Source organism: Dechloromonas sp. ARDL1 (genome assembly GCF_051122455.1).
Lineage (GTDB): Bacteria > Pseudomonadota > Gammaproteobacteria > Burkholderiales > Rhodocyclaceae > Azonexus.
The window spans coordinates 3,212,358-3,230,331 of record NZ_CP168939.1; the positions used below are offsets into that span (position 1 = coordinate 3,212,358).

The 17,974-nt window shown below is 58.1% G+C and carries 26 protein-coding genes; 1 reads left to right on the forward strand and 25 read right to left on the reverse strand.

Features of this window, described 5'->3' with window-relative positions:
* Window positions 1-148 precede the first annotated feature (148 nt).
* From AB6Q56_RS15955 to AB6Q56_RS15965, 3 genes are all read right to left on the reverse strand, one after another.
* Window positions 149-3,067 carry a hypothetical protein gene (locus tag AB6Q56_RS15955; RefSeq protein WP_434514062.1) on the reverse strand — a complete coding sequence of 973 codons (2,919 nt, stop codon included), beginning with the start codon at window positions 3,065-3,067 and terminating at the stop codon, window positions 149-151.
* A gap of 89 nt (window positions 3,068-3,156) precedes the next feature.
* Window positions 3,157-3,501 carry a hypothetical protein gene (locus AB6Q56_RS15960; protein WP_434514063.1) on the reverse strand — a complete coding sequence of 115 codons (345 nt, stop codon included), beginning with the start codon at window positions 3,499-3,501 and terminating at the stop codon, window positions 3,157-3,159.
* Window positions 3,502-3,782: 281 nt separating this feature from the next.
* Entirely contained in the window at window positions 3,783-5,225 is a 1,443-nt protein-coding gene (locus AB6Q56_RS15965; protein ID WP_434514064.1) for a tyrosine-type recombinase/integrase, read from the reverse strand.
* A 323-nt stretch (window positions 5,226-5,548) separates the two neighbouring features.
* Between AB6Q56_RS15965 and AB6Q56_RS15970 the strand changes: the two genes are divergently transcribed.
* On the forward strand, window positions 5,549-5,887 hold the full coding sequence (locus AB6Q56_RS15970; RefSeq protein WP_434514065.1) for a hypothetical protein: 339 nt from the start codon (window positions 5,549-5,551) through the stop codon (window positions 5,885-5,887).
* Window positions 5,888-6,055: 168 nt separating this feature from the next.
* On the opposite strand, the gene istB is transcribed toward AB6Q56_RS15970, so the two are convergent.
* From istB to rpmC, 22 genes are all read right to left on the reverse strand, one after another.
* Entirely contained in the window at window positions 6,056-6,856 is an 801-nt protein-coding gene (gene istB / locus AB6Q56_RS15975) for an IS21-like element helper ATPase IstB (protein ID WP_434517117.1), read from the reverse strand.
* A complete protein-coding gene (gene istA / locus AB6Q56_RS15980) occupies window positions 6,846-8,342 on the reverse strand; it encodes an IS21 family transposase (RefSeq protein WP_434517118.1) in 1,497 nt (498 codons plus the stop codon). The genes istB and istA overlap by 11 nt, the downstream gene beginning before the upstream one ends.
* A gap of 289 nt (window positions 8,343-8,631) precedes the next feature.
* On the reverse strand, window positions 8,632-9,033 hold the full coding sequence (rplQ, locus tag AB6Q56_RS15985; protein ID WP_275707796.1) for a 50S ribosomal protein L17: 402 nt from the start codon (window positions 9,031-9,033) through the stop codon (window positions 8,632-8,634).
* Between the two features lie 56 nt (window positions 9,034-9,089).
* Complete coding sequence (locus AB6Q56_RS15990; RefSeq protein ID WP_150429730.1) at window positions 9,090-10,064, reverse strand: DNA-directed RNA polymerase subunit alpha; 975 nt, start codon at window positions 10,062-10,064, stop codon at window positions 9,090-9,092.
* A gap of 23 nt (window positions 10,065-10,087) precedes the next feature.
* Window positions 10,088-10,717 (reverse strand): 30S ribosomal protein S4, encoded by a 630-nt coding sequence (gene rpsD, locus AB6Q56_RS15995; protein WP_150429729.1) that lies wholly within the window; start codon window positions 10,715-10,717, stop codon window positions 10,088-10,090.
* Window positions 10,718-10,729: 12 nt separating this feature from the next.
* On the reverse strand, window positions 10,730-11,119 hold the full coding sequence (rpsK, locus tag AB6Q56_RS16000; protein WP_027456655.1) for a 30S ribosomal protein S11: 390 nt from the start codon (window positions 11,117-11,119) through the stop codon (window positions 10,730-10,732).
* A gap of 12 nt (window positions 11,120-11,131) precedes the next feature.
* The gene (rpsM, locus tag AB6Q56_RS16005) at window positions 11,132-11,494 is read right to left on the reverse strand and encodes a 30S ribosomal protein S13 (RefSeq protein ID WP_150429727.1); all 363 of its coding nucleotides are present in this window, start codon (window positions 11,492-11,494) and stop codon (window positions 11,132-11,134) included.
* A gap of 49 nt (window positions 11,495-11,543) precedes the next feature.
* Entirely contained in the window at window positions 11,544-11,657 is a 114-nt protein-coding gene (gene rpmJ / locus AB6Q56_RS16010) for a 50S ribosomal protein L36 (protein ID WP_011286109.1), read from the reverse strand.
* 74 nt (window positions 11,658-11,731) lie between these two features.
* Window positions 11,732-11,950, reverse strand: a complete 219-nt coding sequence (infA, locus tag AB6Q56_RS16015; RefSeq protein ID WP_027456657.1) for a translation initiation factor IF-1 — start codon at window positions 11,948-11,950, stop codon at window positions 11,732-11,734.
* A gap of 9 nt (window positions 11,951-11,959) precedes the next feature.
* Window positions 11,960-13,282: a preprotein translocase subunit SecY gene (gene secY, locus AB6Q56_RS16020; RefSeq protein WP_434514066.1), complete on the reverse strand. Its 1,323-nt coding sequence runs from the start codon at window positions 13,280-13,282 to the stop codon at window positions 11,960-11,962.
* Between the two features lie 20 nt (window positions 13,283-13,302).
* Window positions 13,303-13,737 carry a 50S ribosomal protein L15 gene (gene rplO / locus AB6Q56_RS16025; protein ID WP_434514067.1) on the reverse strand — a complete coding sequence of 145 codons (435 nt, stop codon included), beginning with the start codon at window positions 13,735-13,737 and terminating at the stop codon, window positions 13,303-13,305.
* 3 nt (window positions 13,738-13,740) lie between these two features.
* Window positions 13,741-13,923, reverse strand: a complete 183-nt coding sequence (gene rpmD / locus AB6Q56_RS16030) for a 50S ribosomal protein L30 (RefSeq protein ID WP_434514068.1) — start codon at window positions 13,921-13,923, stop codon at window positions 13,741-13,743.
* 3 nt (window positions 13,924-13,926) lie between these two features.
* Window positions 13,927-14,454: a 30S ribosomal protein S5 gene (gene rpsE, locus AB6Q56_RS16035; RefSeq protein WP_150429723.1), complete on the reverse strand. Its 528-nt coding sequence runs from the start codon at window positions 14,452-14,454 to the stop codon at window positions 13,927-13,929.
* Window positions 14,455-14,481: 27 nt separating this feature from the next.
* Window positions 14,482-14,838 carry a 50S ribosomal protein L18 gene (gene rplR, locus AB6Q56_RS16040; RefSeq protein ID WP_434514069.1) on the reverse strand — a complete coding sequence of 119 codons (357 nt, stop codon included), beginning with the start codon at window positions 14,836-14,838 and terminating at the stop codon, window positions 14,482-14,484.
* A gap of 9 nt (window positions 14,839-14,847) precedes the next feature.
* Window positions 14,848-15,378 carry a 50S ribosomal protein L6 gene (gene rplF, locus AB6Q56_RS16045; RefSeq protein WP_434514070.1) on the reverse strand — a complete coding sequence of 177 codons (531 nt, stop codon included), beginning with the start codon at window positions 15,376-15,378 and terminating at the stop codon, window positions 14,848-14,850.
* A 14-nt stretch (window positions 15,379-15,392) separates the two neighbouring features.
* Window positions 15,393-15,788 carry a 30S ribosomal protein S8 gene (rpsH, locus tag AB6Q56_RS16050; protein WP_434514071.1) on the reverse strand — a complete coding sequence of 132 codons (396 nt, stop codon included), beginning with the start codon at window positions 15,786-15,788 and terminating at the stop codon, window positions 15,393-15,395.
* Between the two features lie 15 nt (window positions 15,789-15,803).
* On the reverse strand, window positions 15,804-16,109 hold the full coding sequence (rpsN, locus tag AB6Q56_RS16055) for a 30S ribosomal protein S14 (protein ID WP_150429719.1): 306 nt from the start codon (window positions 16,107-16,109) through the stop codon (window positions 15,804-15,806).
* 7 nt (window positions 16,110-16,116) lie between these two features.
* Window positions 16,117-16,656, reverse strand: a complete 540-nt coding sequence (rplE, locus tag AB6Q56_RS16060; RefSeq protein WP_434514072.1) for a 50S ribosomal protein L5 — start codon at window positions 16,654-16,656, stop codon at window positions 16,117-16,119.
* Window positions 16,657-16,665: 9 nt separating this feature from the next.
* Entirely contained in the window at window positions 16,666-16,983 is a 318-nt protein-coding gene (rplX, locus tag AB6Q56_RS16065) for a 50S ribosomal protein L24 (protein ID WP_434517170.1), read from the reverse strand.
* Window positions 16,984-16,993: 10 nt separating this feature from the next.
* Window positions 16,994-17,362: a 50S ribosomal protein L14 gene (rplN, locus tag AB6Q56_RS16070; RefSeq protein ID WP_027456668.1), complete on the reverse strand. Its 369-nt coding sequence runs from the start codon at window positions 17,360-17,362 to the stop codon at window positions 16,994-16,996.
* A 152-nt stretch (window positions 17,363-17,514) separates the two neighbouring features.
* Window positions 17,515-17,781, reverse strand: a complete 267-nt coding sequence (gene rpsQ, locus AB6Q56_RS16075; RefSeq protein WP_434514073.1) for a 30S ribosomal protein S17 — start codon at window positions 17,779-17,781, stop codon at window positions 17,515-17,517.
* Window positions 17,778-17,972: a 50S ribosomal protein L29 gene (gene rpmC / locus AB6Q56_RS16080; RefSeq protein WP_027456670.1), complete on the reverse strand. Its 195-nt coding sequence runs from the start codon at window positions 17,970-17,972 to the stop codon at window positions 17,778-17,780. Before rpmC ends, rpsQ begins: the two co-directional genes overlap by 4 nt.
* Window positions 17,973-17,974: the final 2 nt, after the last annotated feature.

Genomic DNA, 17,974 nt, shown 5'->3' on the forward strand with positions numbered 1-17,974 from the left:
CCACAGATTACGCTTTCAAAGATTCCACATTCAGGCTGACCAGATAAGCACCAGATGGCGAAATGGAGGCGCAAAAAAACCGGAAATGGACCAGAGGAATGCAGGATTTATGGCTATGCGCACGTGCGCATAGCCATCCTTGACAGGTTTAGCGGATCAAGAATTTCGCGGCTTCCAGCCCCGGGAAACGTTCCTTCATCTTGGCCAGGAAGGCGACAACCTCATCTGTCGCCGGCACCAGATGCTCGACCGGCTGTTCCCGCGTCCCGTTCTTCACTGCCGAAACTGAGGTCTTATACCCCTGCAATGTCAGCCATTCCGCCAGTTTGCGCTGGCTGAGGTCGGCACCATCCAGCCCCCACATCTTCTTCTGGTATGCGCCCAGAAAAAGCTGCTTGGCGACGGCTAGGTAACCCCCCTTCGTCAGGTTCTTCCGCCCCGTCCGGGGCCCAGATTCAGCACTACTCGGCGCCGCCGGTTTGGCCCCCTTCAGGTTCGCCATCTTGAACGCCCGGTAGTACTCCCAGGCCTGGAAGTCTTCGAGGGTTTTCAGGCAGTGATCGTCCCGCCAGGCATCGAAGATCAGGCGGGTCGCCAGCGCCTCGTCGACGGTGTTCCAGGGCTCCGTATCGAATGCCAGATGGCTTTGACCGGTTCCGGCCATGGGGATCATGCGCGCGCTACTGGGAATCGGCCGACGCTTGAAATCGTACTCAAGGTTGATCCGGGTTTCCCGCGTTTCCGTTTGCAGATCGAGTTCCAGCGGCAGTTGGTCGCGCATCGACATGAACGACTCGTAGGTCAGCTTCTGGCCAGGTTGGCGATTGAGGGTCAAGTCGAGCATGAAGGCGTTTTCGTCCTTCACGTCCGGCCCGGGCTTGATGCCACCCTTGGCGGTGACCGTCTTGTGATCGCCATCGGCTTCGACCGTGAATTGCAGGCGCGTCCGGCCGGCAAACAGTTGCATCACCTGATGCTTGTTTTCCAGCATGTGCGATCCCGGTGATACGCGATCCACCAACGCCTGGAAGCGCCGGCACAGCGTCCCGGTCAAGTCCAGTTGATCGATCGGGCAGTCCACGAGGAAACCGTCCGTCGTTGCGCTGACTAATGTCGCACCCTTGGGGAGTTTCCACAAAATTTCACCGATGACAGCACGGATGAAGCCGCAGACCAGCGCGGCAACAGCTGCTTCGGACACTCGCGACGTGCCGACGACAACGCTATCCATTTCGCGAACGCCGAAGGCGCGTTTGCGCTTGAAGCCCTGGCCAGTCTTGCCGTAAAGGCTGTTGCCGAGCAACTTGACGAACTCGAAAGGCAGCGTTTTACGGGCATACGGGCTACGCATGTCGCGGATGAAGATCGCAAAGCTTTCAAACAGCCGATAGCCATCGTCACCGTAATGCTCGGGCGGAAACGCCTGCTTGTCGGTCGCCAACAGGCCGTCCTGTGGCGCGTCGTTACCCGGTGTCTCTTTGGTTTTGGAACGATGCTTACCGGGTGCGTCTGCACTACGCGCAAACACCGTATCGCGCGCCATCCAGGGAATGACCAGCCCGTGCTTAATGATTAGCTTCGTGGCCCCCATTGCTTTCGCCAATTCGATTTCAGGGGCGGTGCAAAGCGATTGGCCGCGACGAGGAAACAGCAGGCCACGATCTTCCGTGGATACCGGCAGACAGGGGTAAGCCACATCCTCAGGGAACTCGAATTCGACCAAGGCAAAACCGGCGACATGGCCGATAAAATCGTCGATATTCGTCGTCCAGCGCACGGCGTCGTAGTCCAGCACGAACAGGTAGGCCAAGGCCGTCAGATAAGCGCCGGAAAGGTCGGGATCGTAGAAGCGCCGGCGGTCCGTCGGGCCATAGACGAAACACTGATTGTGGCCACCAATAAAAACATCGGCCAGGAAGGGCTCCAGCCAGCGTCGGGCCTGTTTCGGGATGCGCTTTTTCTGGGAGTAAGGAACACCGCGGGTGTTGTCCCAGCGGGTGATCTGCTTGACCTCGTAATTCAAGGCCACGTTGAGCGCCACGCCATCTCGCCGGATGCAACTTTCGCCGATGCGTACCGCCAAGCCACTGGCCGTGGCGGAGAGGTGCCGCATGTCGAGGCCAAGATGGCGCGTCGAGAACCAGATGACCCACAGCACGTACATGACGGCAATTTCAGCATCGCGCAGGCCGTAGGCTTCGAATTCCTCGCGCCGTTCACGCTGAAAGCGGGTCATGTCCGACTTGTCATAGCCAGCCGGCAAGTCGATCTTGGGTATCCCCAACCAGTGTCCAATGTTGGCCAGCGACTTGCCGGGTGGTGCCAGGCGGCTGGCGTCGATCAGGCGAAGACTCAGCAGATGCGGCTCGAATTCGTCACCGACAACGGACTGGTAACGCTGTTTCAACACAGCACGCCGCGTGGCCGACATCGGCAACTCGAACTTGGCAGCCTTGCCGACGGTGACCAGCGTCCCGCCCACGCCGTCGAGCTGCGGGCGCAGGTGCTTGAAGTCTGAGAATACGGTGATGTCCGCTCTCGTGAAAAACCCGCACAGCACCACCTCGGCAGGCCATTCCTCGATGGTGCCATCATCCAGGGCGGCTTCCAGCAGCTCGTTGATGACGTCGCCCAGGAGCGGACGCTGGCTAAGGATGTCTCCGTTTTCGATGTAAATGACCAGGGTCAGGACTTCGCCGGTCGGGCCGATCAGGTAGAACTGGACGCTTAGAATGCGATTGCGCCCCTTGCGTGAGCGAGTCCACTCGGCGTCGAAGCCGATGAATACCCGTGCCCCGAGGCCGCGTTCTGGCCCCAGCTTGCGGTCGACGCGCCGGCGCATGGCGCGGTTGAGGTTGAACTTGCCCGTCTGACGGGCCTTCAGGTAGCGCTCTTTCTCGGTCAGCTGCGCTGCCGGTTTCGGCGCCAGACCGCGTTTTTGACGTGCTTCATCGGTCAGCGAGTTCTCCATCAACTCGGCAAAGTAGCCGTCGCAGTAGGCCAGCAACGCATCGTCGCTGGCCCGCTTCGGATTCTCCGAATCAGCCACGGTGGTTTCATTTTTCATGCTTCATATCCCCCGTATAGGAATTGAAACCAGGTCACAAAAAGAAAGAGCCGCACGGGGCGGCTCTTGTTTACATCAGCTGCAGGGGATCAGGCCGACTTCACCTCGCCGCCGGCATCGACCTTCTTCATCGAGCGGGTAGGCTGCGTTGCCGTTGCAGCCGGTTCAGCGGATTGGACCTGATCCAGGTAGCTCCAGTCCGGCTGAACGGCATGCTTGGGATCGTTGATGATGTCGTTCAGGATCGTTGCAGTACGCATGAAATGCTCGGTACGGACGGCTTCATCTTCGGCCAAAATGTCGATCCAGCCGATGGTCTTGCCGCCGGCGTTTTGAATCCCGATGCCATCTTCGTAGATGGCGATACGCGCCATCAGCATGACGAGAAGAGCAGAGTAGTTGGGCAGCATCAGGCTGCGGATGTGTTTAGCCATGGTGAATCTCCTTTAAGATATGGCTTGCTGTAACGTGGCGGCGGCACCGTTCTTGCCGGGAAGCTTGCCGATGCTGCCCGCCACACCAAACTGAGTAATCAGCGCGGGTTAGTTGTTTTCCTGGTCGTGCTCGTACACCTCCTGGTCCTCGTCATCATCGATGACGGCGTAGTAGTCCATGTTCGCGGCTTCATAGTCGCGCTCGTCGTAGAACAGCTCCTGCTCCATGGTCGATCTCCTCTCGATCGGGTTGAAAAAACTGAATGGGCGCGTGGCAAGCATCAGGCCGCCACCAGCCGAATATGATCCGGTACCACCAGACTGCGCACGGAAGGACGGAGGTAGGGCCGCCCTTTCGGGTCGAGGCCAAGGCGATGCGCAATGGCCTGCCCTGCCGCGTTGGCAGCCTGTTGCAAGCGGTTGTCGGTTGCCACCAGATAGAACTTTTCCGTCGTCCGTACGCTGGAATGCCGCAACAGCTTGCTGGCGTCATGGCTGGTTCCGCCTGGCGCTTGAACAACAGCGGTAGCGAAACCTCGGCGAAATGCATGCGACGTGATGCCGGTAACACCGGCCCGCCCGCATAGCTTGAGAAACGCATGCCGGGGGTACCCGATCGGACGATCACCGCGCTTTGAGCCAAACAGATAGCGCCCGGTTGCCAGCGACTTGCGCCGGATCAGCACCGTCAAGGCGGCATCACACAGGTGCACTTCTTCGATCCGGCCGCTTTTCGTTTCACGAACGATCAACACTTTCCGGTTGACGTCGAGGTCGCTGACCAGGGCGTACTGGAGTTCCCGGCTGCGCGTACCGGTGAGCGCTTGGACCAGGAAAAAGTCGTTGTTGATGTTCGGTGGTCCTGACATCAGCACACGGCCGAGCTTCGCCAACTGCTCGTCCGATGGGATGACGAGAACAGGGTTTTCAACCCGGCGCATCTTTATCCGGGCCGCGGGGTTGTAAGCCAGCAAGCGCAGGGCTTCCAGATCTCGGCAGATAAACTTGATCAAGGCTACATGTTTCTCGGCGCCGGCCAGCGTTTCAAGGCTGCGAATCTCATCGACGCCACGCCGAATGACCCGCTCATTCAATTCATTCAACAACATGGAGCCCCACAACCGTTTCACGTGCTTGGTGTAGCGGTAACGGTCGTTGCGCAGCGATTTTTTCCCGTTGCGTTCGCAATTCGGGAAGACATGTTCAATGACCGCCTGATCGAGGGTCATCCGATTGCCAATGCCGGGCAGAACACCCATGACAACATCGTCGAGCCTCTTCGCATGCGCAGCGGCAGCCCCAGCAAAAGACATTTCAGGCAACGAGCCGAGAATCGAACTTGTCCAGTTGCCCGTCAGCGGATGGGGGTGACGCCCCCGCCAATTGAGCGCCCCCGTGTAGTACGCCTGGATCGCCAAGTCAGGGGCGCCGGGAATGCAGATCTGAATCTGGGGTTGGGGCCTTGGTCCCAACCCCGATTCAAACCGTGCCCAGGACAACTGGTACGCCCTAAGCTGTTCAGCGACGGTAGAGGGCAATTGCGTAACGTGCTGGAACGCGTTTTCGATCCGAAGGCTGGCCGGCTGCTTTGCACGTTGGCGGCTAGACATTGCCGAAACCGTGTTCACATTGCCCGAGACACCACGGCCGCTCTCCCCCTGGCGATAGCTCGCCAGATCGATCACGGAGGCCGAAGGGCGGCTTACGCTATCGACGCGGAGCACGTCACTGTCGCTGAGCTGTTTACTTGATGTCATGGCGAGGAATGAAGACTATCGAGGAGAAAAAAGAAGGAATCGATGGCAGCCATGATGACCGATTTCTCCTCCATCGAAAACAGCGATTTTGAATTTTTTCGCTTGTAAGTCGATGATTTTATTGTGTATAAATTTCTGGAACGGGGTTGCTAGCACATTTTCGATGTGACATTACGCCCACGGAGGACCGCATCGAAAACCGCCATCGCCCCGCGGAGACCATCAAGGAGCATCGCAATAACAGCGTTCGTGATCTACACTCGCAAAATGACTATGGATAGGCCGATTAGATGAATGCCATAGATAAAAACCGTGAATACTTTTCTCTTGAGTTACTCACGGGTAAAAACGCACCATCCAGGGCCAGAATGCTGTCCCTGGTCATTCAGGAGTTTCTGGCGCTAACGCTCATGTCGAATCGCGACCTGGCCAAGGTGCTGCTTGCCTATGGAAAAGCGCTCGGATTCCGCGAAGTCCTGCCCAAGTCAATCTACGACGAGTGGTTATCACGGCGTGCACAAGGAAAGCAGGCATCGGCCGACGTTGCCACAACGGCGGAACGGAAACGCTTACGCAAGCAGGTGCTGGCGTTGCGCGGTGAGGCCTATCACCTGTCGGCGCGCGTTTAAATTTGACCACCTGTGCGCGTTGAATTTTGACCAGGTGTGATAGCCACCTGACATAGGTGGGCTTGTGGATAAGTGTAGCTCAGAACAACTGATTTCCGAGCCACGACGAATGCGTTGGGAAAGCCGTGGAGGACGGAGTCCGGAACGGATTTCCCAACGCGGCCTCGATCAGAACGGATCTGCTTCGGGTGGATTTCCCCGCTTGCTCTGCTCCCGCGCCTTGATCCTCGACTTGGCCGTTGCCGTGCTGTGCCGGAAGCGAAACGACTCATTCCCGGTCTCGACGATATGGCAGTGATGCGTCAGCCGGTCGAGCAAGGCAGTGGTCATCTTGGCATCGCCAAAGACGCTCGGCCATTCGGCGAAGGTCAGATTGGTCGTGATCATCACACTGGTGTGCTCGTAGAGTTTCGACAGCAAGTGGAACAGCAAGGCGCCACCGGCCTGACTGAACGGCAAATAGCCCAACTCATCGAGGATGACCAGATCCATGCGCAGCAGCCCCAAGGCAATCCGCCCGGCTTTGCCAGCAGCCTTCTCCTGTTCCAGCGCATTGACCAGATCAACCGTCGAGAAGAAACGCACCCGCTTGCTGTGATGGGTAATGCCCGAGACACCCAGCGCCGTCGCGAGGTGGGTCTTGCCAGTGCCCGTGCCACCAATGAACACGACGTTCTGGGCTTCCTCGGCAAAGGAGAGGTCGGCCAGTTGCCGGATCAGCTTCTGATCCACCTTCGATTGTTCGAAGTCGAATCCGGCCAGATCACGATGTACCGGGAAGCGGGCCGCATGCATCTGATAGCCAATCGAACGCATCACTCGATCAGTATGCTCGGCTTGCAGTAGATGTTCGATCAGCCAACGTGAGGCTTCGACACGGCTGCTACCGTTGGCTGTCAGCTCCTCCCAGGCACCGGCCATGCCGTGCAAACGCAGTTCCTTGAACTCGCTCATCAGCTCACGCATGATCAGTCACCTCGGTACGCAAGCGGTCATAGCGGCCGGTATCGGCAATCGGTACTTCGCTGAGGGTGAGTGGCGTTTCCACCGGTGGCGGCATGGGACCCGACTTCAGGCGGTTGAGCATGTTCTCGATGTGCTCGGCACTGGGTAGGCCGGACTCCAGCACCAGATCGACGGCAACCAGCACCGCTTCCAGATCAAACTGCGAAATTGCCGATAGCACTTTGGCCATCACCCGATCACCACCTTCCCGGCGCAGGAGCAAGCTGCGTAATCGTTGCAATGGCTCCGGCATGTCGGCAAACGGCGCGCCATTTCTCAAGGCCCCTGGCTTGCGTTCGATCAGCGGGATGTAGTGCTGCCAGTCGTAGAGGGTTTGCTGCCGACTGAAGTTGCGGGGATGACTGGCCACCCGAGTATCGTGCGCCACAATGTCGATCCGTTCCGGATAAAGACGCAGGCTGACGGCTTGGCCCACCAGTTCGCACGGTACCGAGTAGCGGTTGCGATCCAGCGTCACCAGGCAGGTGCTCGATACCTTGCCCAAGGTTTCGACGTAGCCATCGAAGGATGCGACCATCGGCATCAGGCTCGGTTGTTCGTGTTCGAGCATCTCGGCCACTGTCAGGTCAGCGTACTCGGGATGACGCAATTCCTGCCACAGCCCCCGGCAGCGCTCGAGCAGCCAGACGTTCAGTTCGGTGAATGAACTGAATCGCTCCTTGCCGGCATCCTGCCAGAGACGGAGCCGACTATCCTGGACGTTCTTCTCGACGACGCCTTTCTCCCAGCCGCTGGCGACATTGCAGAAATCCGGATCAAACAGGTAGTGGGAGGCCATCGCCGAGAAGCGCGAATTGACGATGCGGGATTTGCCTTTCTGCACCTTATCCACGGCCGTCTTCATATTGTCGTAGATGCCGCGCCGGGGAATGCCACCCAGCGCCGCAAACGAGCGGGTATGGGCATCGAACAGCATCTCGTGACCTTGCGTCGGATAGGCTTGAACGACAAAGGCCCGACTGGCGCAGAGTTTCAGATGTGAGGCGAGAATCTTGCGCCAGACCCCGCCAATGACCAGATGCTCTTCGCTCCAGTCGAACTGGAAGGCTTCGCCCAACTCGAAGTGGAGCGGAACGAAGGCTTTACTGACGGCTGCACCGCCATCGGCCCGCCAGCGCCGGATGAATTCGGTGACCCGGCAGTAGGTACCGGTGAATCCGGCGGCCTGCAATTCGCCAAACAGTTTCAGTGCTGTGCGCCGATCCCGTTTCGGACGGCGGGCATCCGCCTCCAGTGCCTTGATCAGGCGCGCCGCATACGGGGCAATCTTGATGTTCGGGTTCTGCCGTTCGTACTTCGGCTCCGCCCCTTCCGGTGTCCGTAACCAACGTTTGACGGTGTTCCGGCTATACCCCGTCTTCCGCGAAATCTCGGACAGCGATAGGCCATCCCGATAAAACAACCGCCGAATCCTTCCCAGATCCTTCATGGTGATCATCTCCTAAAATCCTGCTCAAAAAATGAGCGGACGAGTTAATCACCCTGGTCAATTTTCAGCGCGCACACCCCCACTTTTCTGGTCAGTTTTCAACGAGCGTCAACAGCCAACACCTCACCGAGCGACCGATTCGCCAAGATCGAGTCCGCTCTGCAGGCACACCAAGCCGGAACCCCTGCCAGCGACGACGTTTCACTGATGTTGATAGACTGCCCTTGAAACGACAGACAGACAAAGAAAAAGGCCGGGACATCCGGCCTTTTTTTTAAGCAATACTGACTTATTCGCCAGCCGATTCCTCAACTTCAACGGCTTCGGTCGGTTCCGGGCGATCCAGCAGCTCGACGAACGCCATCGGCGCATTGTCGCCGACGCGGAAGCCGCACTTCAGGATACGCAGGTAGCCACCCGGACGGGTAGCGTAGCGCGGGCCGATTTCGGCGAACAGCTTGACCACGATCTCACGGTCGCGCAGGCGGTCGAATGCCAGACGCTTGTTGGCGAGAGTCGGGTTCTTGCCGAGGGTGATCATCGGTTCGACGACACGACGCAGCTCCTTGGCCTTCGGCAACGTGGTCTTGATGGCCTCGTGGCGGAGCAGGGAAACAGTCATGTTGCGCAGCATCGCCAGGCGATGGCTGCTGGTGCGGTTCAGTTTGCGAAGTCCATTGCGGTGACGCATGGTTAATCCTTTCTATGTTCTGCAGGCGTCCCTTGACTGCCCTGATCGGAAAAGGCTTACGCCTTTTCCAGACCGGCGGGCGGCCAATTTTCCAGTTTCATGCCCAGCGTCAAGCCGCGTGCGGCCAACACTTCCTTGATCTCGTTCAGCGACTTACGACCCAGGTTCGGGGTCTTGAGAAGTTCATTCTCGGTACGCTGAATCAGATCGCCGATATAGTAGATGTTCTCGGCCTTCAGGCAGTTCGCGGAACGAACCGTCAGTTCGAGATCATCGACCGGGCGTAGGAGAACCGGATCGACTTGGGCGGGCTTGGAAGCCTCGGCCACCGGGGCCGTGCCTTCCAGATCGGCGAAGACGGAGAGCTGTTCCATCAGCACGCGGGCAGCGTAGCGAATGGCTTCTTCAGGCTCGACGACGCCGTTGGTTTCGATATCGACGATCAGCTTGTCGAGGTCGGTACGCTGTTCGACACGGGCGCTTTCGACTGCATAGGCCACGCGGCGAATCGGGCTGAACGAAGCGTCCAGAACGAGCTTGCCGATGGTCTTGGCATCGCCGAGATTACGCACGTTACCCGGCACATAGCCGCGCCCCTTCTCAACCTTGATTTCCATGGCGAGCTTACCGCCAGGGGAAAGGTGAGCGATCACGTGCTCCGGATTGATGATTTCGACGTCGTGCGGCAACTCGATGTCAGCAGCACGAACGGCGCCCTCACCTTCCTTGACCAGCTTGAGGTTGACAACGTCGCGGTTGTGCAGCTTGAAGACGATGCCCTTCAGATTCAGAAGGATATCGACCACATCTTCCTGCACGCCATCAACGGTGGAGTACTCATGGAGTACGCCATCGATGCCGACTTCGGTCGGCGCGTAACCAACCATGGACGACAACAGAATGCGACGCAGTGCATTACCCAAGGTGTGGCCATAGCCGCGTTCGAACGGCTCCATGACCACCTTGGCCTGCACGGGCGAAACGCTCTGCACGTCGATGATGCGGGGTTTCAGAAGTCCACTACTTTGCATGGGCTAAATCCTCTGCTCGGTGCTTACTTCGAGTAAAGTTCGATGACGAGACCTTCGTTCAGGGTCGCCGGCAGTTCGGAACGTTGCGGCATGGCCTTGAACGTGCCCTTGCCTTCCTTGACGTCAACCGAAATCCACTCCGGGAACCCGCGGGATTCGGCGGCCTCGAGAGCGGCCTTGCAGCGCAGGGAAGCGCGTGCACGGTCGGTCAATTGGACAACATCGCCCGGCTTCACAAGGTAGGACGGGATATTGACGCGCTTGCCGTTAACCAGAACGCCGTTGTGACGGACGATCTGGCGCGACTCGGTGCGGGAAGCACCAAAGCCCATGCGGTAGGCGACAGAGTCCAGACGAGCTTCCAGCAATTGCAGCAGGTTTTCGCCGGTCTGGCCCTTGCGGCGGTCAGCTTCAGCAAAGGTCTTGCGGAACTGGCCTTCCAGGACGCCATAAACGCGACGGATTTTCTGCTTTGCGCGCAGGTGGACGCCGTAGTCGGACAGGCGGGCACCAGACTTCTGACCGTGCTGGCCCGGAGCGTATGAACGACGCTCAATGGCGCACTTGTCGGTGAAGCACTTTTCGCCCTTCAGGAACAGCTTTTCGCCTTCGCGGCGGCACTGACGGCATTTCGGATCGAGATTACGAGCCACGTGTGATTCTCCTTAGATGCGGCGCTTCTTGGGCGGACGGCAGCCGTTGTGCGGCACCGGCGTCACGTCGGAAATGGCGGTGATCTTGATACCCAGCGCGTTCAAGGCGCGGACAGAAGATTCGCGGCCAGGACCGGGGCCCTTGATGCGGACTTCCAGATTCTTGACACCGCATTCTTGAGCAGCCTTGCCGGCGGCTTCGGCAGCAACCTGGGCAGCGAACGGGGTGGACTTGCGGGAGCCGCGGAAACCGGCGCCACCGGAAGTCGCCCAGGACAGCGCGTTGCCCATGCGATCGGTAATGGTGATGATGGTGTTGTTGAACGACGCGTGAATGTGGGCGATGCCCTCGGCTACGTTCTTCTTGACCTTTTTGCGAACTTTAGGTGCAGTCTTTGCCATGTTCAGTCCCTATTACTTCTTGCCAGCGATGGCCTTGCGCGGGCCCTTACGGGTACGTGCATTGGTACGGGTGCGCTGACCGCGGCAAGGCAAACCCTTGCGATGGCGCAGACCACGGTAGCAACCGAGGTCCATCAGGCGCTTGATGTTCATGGTGACTTCACGGCGCAGGTCACCTTCGACGGTGAACTTGCCCACTTCATCACGCAGACGGTCCATGTCCGAATCGGACAGGTCCTTCATTTTGGTAGTACGACCAATGCCGGCTGCATCACAGATTTTCTGTGCGCGGGTGCGGCCGATGCCGTAAATCGCGGTCAGCGCGATTTCAGCATGCTGATGGTTCGGAATGTTTACCCCTGCAATACGGGCCATTCTATCGCTCCAATATTTCGAAAATTAACGAATGCCGACTCGACAGGGCTTAGCCCTGGCGCTGCTTGTGACGCGGATCCTTGCAAATGATGCGCACGACACCCTTGCGGCGGATAACTTTGCAGTTGCGGCAGATGCGCTTCACTGAAGGTTGAACTTTCATGTTTTACTCCTCGTCTGCGAGAGCTTGGAAGCAGCCGTGATTCCTTGCCCTGCGGTTTATTGCGTAGAGAACTTTTACTTGGCCCGGAAAACGATCCGGGCTTTCGATAAATCATATGGCGTCAGCTGAACTGTCACTTTGTCTCCAGGAAGGATGCGGATGTAGTGCATGCGCATCTTGCCGGAGATAAAGCCATGGACGATGTGTCCATTTTCCAACTTGACCTTGAAGGTCGCATTGGGGAGGTTTTCGACAACCTCGCCCTGCATCTCGATGTAATCTTCTTTTGCCATGAGTAACTATTACTTGATCATCGGCGAACCCTTGAAGTTTGCCTTCTTCAAGAGACTTTCATACTGGTGCGACATTACGTAAGCCTGCACCTGAGACATGAAGTCCATGGTCACGACCACGATAATCAACAGCGACGTACCACCGAAGTAGAACGGCACGTTCCACTTCAAAATCAGGAATTCGGGCAGCAGACAAACAACCGTGATGTAGGCTGCACCGATCAGTGTCAGGCGCATCAGGATCTTGTCGATGTAGCGCGCAGTCTGCTCGCCAGGGCGGATACCCGGGACGAAGGCACCGCTCTTCTTCAGGTTGTCGGCGGTTTCCTTGGAATTGAAAACCAGCGCGGTATAGAAGAAACAGAAAAACACGATTGCAGCAGCGTAGAGCATGACGTAGATCGGCTGCCCCGGCGACAAGGTGGCGGCGACGTCCTTCAACCACAGCATCGACTCGCTCGAACCGAACCAGTTGGCCACAGTAGCCGGGAAAAGAATGATCGACGATGCAAAAATCGGCGGGATAACGCCCGACATGTTCAACTTTAGCGGCAGATGCGAGCTCTGCCCACCATAAATCTTGTTGCCGACCTGTCGCTTGGCGTAATTAACCAGAATCTTGCGCTGGCCACGCTCGACGAAGACGACAAAACCGGTAACTGCCACCACGAGAACGCAGATGATCAGCGCCGTCAGCGGGTGCATGGCGCCGGTACGAACCAATTCCAGCAGGCCGCCAATGGCGTTCGGCAGACCGGCCGCAATACCCGCAAAGATGATGATCGAGATGCCGTTACCCAGACCGCGCTCGGTGATCTGCTCGCCCAACCACATCAAGAACATGGTCCCGGTAAGAAGGGTGGAAACGGTGGTCAGGCGGAACATGAAGCCGGGATCGTTAACCAGGCCAGCCTGAGCTTCCAGCGCGACGGCAATACCCAAGCCCTGGAACAAGGCAAGAACCACGGTGCCGTAACGAGTGTATTGCGTGATCTTGCGGCGACCGGCTTCACCTTCCTTTTTCAAGGCTTCCAGCTGCGGGCTCGCAACACTCATCAACTGCATGATGATCGACGCCGAAATATACGGCATGATCCCCAGCGCAAAAATCGTGAAACGCGACAAGGCGCCCCCCGAGAACATGTTGAACATGCCGAGGATGCCACCCTGTTGCGAATTGAAGAGGTCAGCCAGAACGTTGGGGTCAATCCCCGGAACCGGAATGTGCGCGCCGATGCGGTAGACCACGAGAGCGCCCAGCAGGAACCAAAGACGGCGCTTGAGATCGCCGAACTTGCCACCCTTGCCTACGGTATTGGGATTTGCTGCCAACGTTCTAACCTTTCCCTGTATTACTCAGCGACGGAGCCGCCAGCGGCTTCGATCGCAGCCTTGGCACCCTTGGTGGCGCCAACGCCCTTCAGGACAACCTTGCGGCCAATAGTGCCGGACAGGATGACCTTGGCCGACAGTGCGTCGCCCGGAACGATACCGGCCGCTTGCAGGGCAAGCAGGTCAATTTCGTCAACCGGCAGACGATCCAGATCAGTCAGGCGAACCTCGTAGTTGCGGGCGCGGGTCAGCGAGTTGAAACCGCGCTTCGGCAGACGACGCTGCAGCGGCATTTGACCGCCCTCGAAGCCAACCTTGTGGAAGCCGCCGGAGCGGGACTTCTGACCCTTGTGACCACGACCGCAGGTTTTGCCCAGGCCGGAACCGATACCGCGACCGACGCGCTTGGCGGCCTTCTTCGAGCCTTCGCCCGGTTTGATGGTATTCAGACGCATGGCTTAACCCTCAACCTTTACGAGATACTGCACCTTCTGGATCATGCCGCGGACAGCCGGCGTGTCTTCCAGAACGGAAGTGCTGTTCAGCTTGCGCAGGCCCAGGCCGCGCACGGTAGCGCGATGGTCCTGCTTGGTGCCGATGACGCTCTTGACGAGCTTCACAGTGATTTTCTTGTCAGCCATGACTTACCCCAGGATCTGATCAACAGACAGGCCACGCTTGGCAGCGATTTCTGCCGGCGTGTTGACCTTCGACAGACCGTCGATGGTGGCACGCACGATGTTGTAAGGATTGGTGGAGCCGTGAGCCTTGGCCACAACGTTGGTCACGCCGACAACTTCGAAGACGGCACGCATGGCGCCGCCGGCGATGATGCCCGTACCTTCGGGAGCCGGCTGGATCATCACGGTAGTCGCGCCATGACGGCCCATCACGGTGTGATGAACGGTACCGTTGCGCAGGCTGACCTTGGCCATCTTGCGACGCGCCTCTTCCATTGCCTTTTGCACGGCAACCGGCACTTCGCGGGACTTGCCCTTGCCCATGCCGATCGCGCCATCACCGTCGCCAACCACGGTCAGTGCAGCGAAGCCGAGGATACGGCCGCCCTTCACCACCTTGGTGACGCGGTTAACCGCAACCATCTTTTCGCGCAGACCGTCGTCGCGCTCTTCAGCCTGCTGCGGCTTCTTGTTTCTTTCAGGTTTAGCCATTTCTTAACCTCGTCCTTTCGCGGTCGGTTAGAACTTCAGGCCGCCTTCACGCGCGGCTTCAGCCAACGCCTGAATGCGACCGTGGTACTGGAGACCGGAGCGATCAAAAGCCACCTGCTCAATGCCGGCGGCCTTGGCGCGCTCGGCGATCAGCTTGCCAACAGCCGTGGCAGCAGCCTTGTTACCGCCATTCGCGACATCGCCGCGAACGTTCTTGTCCAGCGTGGAAGCCGAAGCCAGAACCTTGCCGCCACAGGGCGAAATGATCTGGGCGTAAATGTGGCAGTTCGTGCGGTTAACGCACAGACGCACAGCTTTGAGTTCGGCGATTTTGGCCCGGGTTTTGCGGGCACGGCGCAAACGCGCTTGCTTCTTGTTAAACATATGCCACCCTTACTTCTTCTTGGTTTCCTTGATAACCACCACTTCGTCCGAGTAACGAACGCCCTTGCCCTTGTAGGGCTCCGGCTTGCGATACGCACGAACTTCGGCAGCCACCTGTCCGACTTGTTGCTTGTCCGCACCCTTGAGGACGATTTCCGTCTGGGTCGGGCATTCAACCTTTACGCCAGCCGGCATCTTGTGCGCGACCGGATGAGAAAAGCCGAGGGAGAGATTCAGCGTATCGCCGGCAGCCTGGGCACGGTAGCCCACGCCGACCAGCTGCAGCTTGCGCTCGAAGCCCTTGGAAACGCCAGTCACCATGTTGTTCAGGTTGGCACGCATGGTGCCCCACATGGCGCCCGCATTCACGGCACCAGCAACCTTGGAAACAACAACGCTCTGGCCTTCGACGGCGACGGTGACGGCCGGGTGAGCAGCGGTCTTCAGGGTACCCAACGGGCCCTTGACGACGATTTGCTCGCCGACGCTGACTTCGACGCCAGCCGGCAGCACTACGGGATTCTTACCAATACGAGACATGATCGGTCAGCTCCTTACGCCACGATGCAGAGGACTTCGCCACCAACCTTGGTAGCGCGAGCCTTGCGGTCGGTCATGACACCCTTCGGAGTGGAGACAATCGCCACACCCAGGCCGTTCATGACGCGCGGAATATCTTCGCAGCCCTTGTAGATACGCAGGCCAGGCTTGGAAACGCGCTCGATACGCTCAATGACCGGACGGCCAGCGTAATACTTGAGGGCGATTTCGAGGGTAGCCTTGCCGTCGTTCTGACGAACAGCGAAATCTTCGACATAGCCTTCATCCTTCAGGACTGCAGCGATGGCAGCCTTGATCTTGGACGACGGCATGGACACAGACGCCTTTTCGGCGAGCTGGGCGTTGCGGATGCGGGTCAGCATGTCCGCGATCGGATCGCTCATAGCCATTTCTGTATCTCCTGATTACCAGCTAGCCTTAACAACACCCGGAATCTCGCCATTGAAGGCCAGCTCACGGATCTTGTTACGACACAGACCGAATTTACGGAAAACGCCACGCGGACGGCCGGTCAGCTGGCAACGATTGCGCAGACGCGACGGGCTGGAGTTACGCGGCAGGGCCTGCAGCTTCAGACGGGCTTCGTAACGCTCCTCGTCCGACAGGCTCACGTTGTTGAAGATGGCCTCGAGGGCAGCGCGCTTCTTGGCGTATTGAGCCACCAGCTTGCGGCGCTTTTCTTCACGGTTGATCAGAGCAAGTTTTGCCATGATTGCCTCAATTCTTGAACGGGAACTTGAAGGACGCCAGCAGAGCCTTGGCTTCTGCATCGGTCTTCGCGGTCGTGGTGATGCTGATGTTCATACCCCGCAGAGCATCGATCTTGTCGTACTCGATTTCCGGGAAAATAATCTGTTCCTTGACACCCATGTTGTAGTTGCCCTGGCCGTCAAAACCCTTGCCAGAGATACCACGGAAGTCACGAACGCGCGGCAGCGCAATAGTGACCAGGCGATCAAGGAACTCGAACATACGCGGACCACGCAAGGTGACCATGCAACCGATCGGGTAGCCATCACGAATCTTGAAGCCGGCAATCGACTTACGGGCCTTCGTGGTAACCGGCTTTTGACCAGCAATCTTCTGCATGTCGCCAACGGCGTTTTCCAGAACCTTCTTATCGGCAACCGCCTCACCCACACCCATGTTCAGGGTGATCTTGGTAATACGGGGCACTTCCATCACGGACTTGTAACCGAACTGCTTGGCCAGATCAGAAACAACGGTGTCCTTGTAAAACTGTTGCAAACGCGCCATGTCGACTCCTTATGCGTTCACCAGTTCGCCGTTCGACTTGAACACGCGAACCTTGCGGCCGTCTTCGAGCACCTTGATGCCGACACGGTCAGCCTTCTTGGTTGCCGCATTGAACAGCGCAACATTGGAGATATGAATCGGCATGTCCTTATCAACGATGCCACCCGCCACACCCTTGATCGGGTTCGGCTTGACGTGCTTCTTGGCACGATTGACACCTTCGACAACCACATGCTCGCCATCGACACGGAGCACGACGGTGCCGCGCTTGCCCTTGTCCTTGCCAGTAATGACGACGACTTCGTCGCCCTTGCGAATCTTTTCCATCATCCGCTCCTTACAGAACTTCTGGAGCCAGGGACACGATCTTCATGAAGCGCTCGGTACGCAGTTCGCGGGTCACCGGGCCAAAGATGCGCGTGCCGATCGGCTCGAGCTTGTTGTTGAGGAGGACAGCGGCATTGCCGTCAAAGCGTACCAGCGAGCCATCGGGGCGACGCACACCCTTGGCGGTACGAACCACCACGGCATTGTAAACATCACCCTTCTTCACGCGACCGCGCGGCGCAGCGTCCTTGATGCTGACCTTGACGATGTCGCCAATACCAGCATAGCGGCGCTTAGAGCCACCCAGCACTTTGATACACATTACCGAACGCGCACCGGTGTTATCGGCGACGTCCAGAATCGTCTGCATCTGAATCATTTAAATTAACTCCAACTTAATCCGCTTGCGCGGTCAGTCTTGGAACCCGTACGGGTCGAACAACTTTACGGGTCCAGGACGGCGCCCGCAAAAAAGAAGCCGGATTATACCGGCTTCTTTTAATACTGCGCAAGCGTTTTTAAAAACTTTCGTTATACAACGATCGCCTTTTCCAGAACACTGGTCACAGCCCAAGTCTTGGTGCGGGAAACCGGGCGGGTTTCGACGATCTCGACGAGATCGCCGGCCTTGGCGGTGTTGCCTTCGTTATGGGCGTGATACTTTTTCGAACGAACCATCACCTTGCCGTACATCGGGTGCTTGACCTTACGTTCGACCAGGACGGTAACCGTCTTGTCCATCTTGTCGCTGACAACGCGACCGATCAGAGTGCGCTTGATGCTGGTGGTTTCGCTCATTGCTGCACCGCCTTTTCACGGATAAGCGTGCGAACGCGAGCGATATCGCGACGCACCTTGGACATTTGGCTGGTATTGGACAGCTGCTGGGTAGCAAGCTGCATACGCAGACCGAACTGGGCCTTCAAGAGGTCCAGCAATTCCTTGTTGAGCTCGTCCACGCTCTTGGTTCTCAATTCACTAGCTTTCATGA

Excerpts from the sequence above, each read along its gene's own strand:
- AB6Q56_RS15955 (WP_434514062.1), bottom strand. The coding sequence starts at position 3,067 with ATGAAAAATGAAACCACCGTGGCTGATTCGGAGAATCCGAAGCGGGCC.
- AB6Q56_RS15960 (WP_434514063.1), bottom strand. The coding sequence starts at position 3,501 with ATGGCTAAACACATCCGCAGCCTGATGCTGCCCAACTACTCTGCTCTT.
- AB6Q56_RS15970 (WP_434514065.1), top strand. The coding sequence starts at position 5,549 with ATGAATGCCATAGATAAAAACCGTGAATACTTTTCTCTTGAGTTACTC.
- istA (WP_434517118.1), bottom strand. The coding sequence starts at position 8,342 with ATGAAGGATCTGGGAAGGATTCGGCGGTTGTTTTATCGGGATGGCCTA.
- rplQ (WP_275707796.1), bottom strand. The coding sequence starts at position 9,033 with ATGCGTCACCGCAATGGACTTCGCAAACTGAACCGCACCAGCAGCCAT.
- AB6Q56_RS15990 (WP_150429730.1), bottom strand. The coding sequence starts at position 10,064 with ATGCAAAGTAGTGGACTTCTGAAACCCCGCATCATCGACGTGCAGAGC.
- rpsK (WP_027456655.1), bottom strand. The coding sequence starts at position 11,119 with ATGGCAAAGACTGCACCTAAAGTTCGCAAAAAGGTCAAGAAGAACGTA.
- rpsM (WP_150429727.1), bottom strand. The coding sequence starts at position 11,494 with ATGGCCCGTATTGCAGGGGTAAACATTCCGAACCATCAGCATGCTGAA.
- rpmJ (WP_011286109.1), bottom strand. The coding sequence starts at position 11,657 with ATGAAAGTTCAACCTTCAGTGAAGCGCATCTGCCGCAACTGCAAAGTT.
- infA (WP_027456657.1), bottom strand. The coding sequence starts at position 11,950 with ATGGCAAAAGAAGATTACATCGAGATGCAGGGCGAGGTTGTCGAAAAC.
- rplO (WP_434514067.1), bottom strand. The coding sequence starts at position 13,737 with ATGCGTCTGAATACCATCAAACCGGGCGAAGGCTCGAAGAAGGCCGCC.
- rpmD (WP_434514068.1), bottom strand. The coding sequence starts at position 13,923 with ATGGCTGACAAGAAAATCACTGTGAAGCTCGTCAAGAGCGTCATCGGC.
- rpsE (WP_150429723.1), bottom strand. The coding sequence starts at position 14,454 with ATGGCTAAACCTGAAAGAAACAAGAAGCCGCAGCAGGCTGAAGAGCGC.
- rplR (WP_434514069.1), bottom strand. The coding sequence starts at position 14,838 with ATGTTTAACAAGAAGCAAGCGCGTTTGCGCCGTGCCCGCAAAACCCGG.
- rplF (WP_434514070.1), bottom strand. The coding sequence starts at position 15,378 with ATGTCTCGTATTGGTAAGAATCCCGTAGTGCTGCCGGCTGGCGTCGAA.
- rpsH (WP_434514071.1), bottom strand. The coding sequence starts at position 15,788 with ATGGCTATGAGCGATCCGATCGCGGACATGCTGACCCGCATCCGCAAC.
- rpsN (WP_150429719.1), bottom strand. The coding sequence starts at position 16,109 with ATGGCAAAACTTGCTCTGATCAACCGTGAAGAAAAGCGCCGCAAGCTG.
- rplE (WP_434514072.1), bottom strand. The coding sequence starts at position 16,656 with ATGGCGCGTTTGCAACAGTTTTACAAGGACACCGTTGTTTCTGATCTG.
- rplX (WP_434517170.1), bottom strand. The coding sequence starts at position 16,983 with ATGGAAAAGATTCGCAAGGGCGACGAAGTCGTCGTCATTACTGGCAAG.
- rplN (WP_027456668.1), bottom strand. The coding sequence starts at position 17,362 with ATGATTCAGATGCAGACGATTCTGGACGTCGCCGATAACACCGGTGCG.
- rpsQ (WP_434514073.1), bottom strand. The coding sequence starts at position 17,781 with ATGAGCGAAACCACCAGCATCAAGCGCACTCTGATCGGTCGCGTTGTC.
- rpmC (WP_027456670.1), bottom strand. The coding sequence starts at position 17,972 with ATGAAAGCTAGTGAATTGAGAACCAAGAGCGTGGACGAGCTCAACAAG.